We start from the raw sequence: 981 nt of genomic DNA, 5'->3' as shown, positions 1-981 counted from the left end.
CAACCAAAAGGCGTAATGCTCACTCAGCACAATGTGCTTTATTATCTTCACGCCATAACCTGCCAGTTAGGTGACAAGTATCGTAATGTCGACTTTTCTTCTAACTACTGTTTTGACCTGTCTGTGACGACCACCTTATGCCCGCTCCTTGCTGGACAAACGGTGTGTGTCTATGAAGGGGATATTCTTGATGCCGCCGCCTTTAGAGCTCATCTAAGTGCCGCGAATGTTGGCTTTGTAAAAACCACACCCAGTCTTGCCATGGCACTCTTACCTGGTAGCGATGCTCACGTTGATACCCTAATGCTTGGCGGTGAAGCGCTGACTGAGCAGGCCATTACCGCATTAAGCGGCCATGTGAACGCTATCTTCGATGAATATGGCCCCACGGAAGCCACCGTCGGCGCGATGCTAGCACAGGCTTACCCTCGCCTTCATCAAGGCATAGGTAAAGCCTATCCTAACGTCAATCTTCATGTATTATCTGAGTCGCTTCAGACTATGCCCATTGGCGCACCAGGTGAGTTGTACATTTCAGGCCTTGGGGTTGCCCGTGGTTACTTAAACCGCCCTGAGCTCAATGCCGAGCGTTTTATTGATAACCCGTTTAGTCACGACCCCGCCCATAGCAAGCTGTACAAAACCGGTGACCTTGCCCGTTTCCTAGACAACGGCGACTTGGTGTATCTCGGTCGTAACGATGAGCAGGTGAAAATTCGTGGTTATCGTGTCGAACTAGGCGAGATTGCCGCTGCTATTGTCGACCAGCAAGGTGTACAAAACGCGGTAGTGATTGATGTGCCTGCACCGCAAGGTAAAGCATTAGCCGCTTATCTTGTTGCAGAGCCTGATCTTGAAATTACCGAATTAAAGCTAGCCCTAAGTGCTGCTTTACCTGAATACATGGTGCCCAGCCACTTTACCCTAATCGAACAGATTCCACTCACTGGTAACGGTAAGCTTGACCGCAAAGCACTCCCC

1 protein-coding gene is annotated in these 981 nt (G+C 50.1%); it reads left to right on the top strand.

Annotated elements, in window-relative coordinates; genetic code table 11:
- The coding region (locus NO992_RS23330) for an AMP-binding protein (protein WP_371380807.1) at nt 1-981 on the top strand (981 nt) is incomplete at both ends.

The organism is Pseudoalteromonas sp. DY56-GL79, assembly GCF_041414765.1.
Lineage (GTDB): Bacteria > Pseudomonadota > Gammaproteobacteria > Enterobacterales > Alteromonadaceae > Pseudoalteromonas > Pseudoalteromonas piscicida.
The sequence above is the reverse complement of the archived record's forward strand: the minus strand, read 5'-3'. Positions and strand labels throughout refer to the sequence as shown.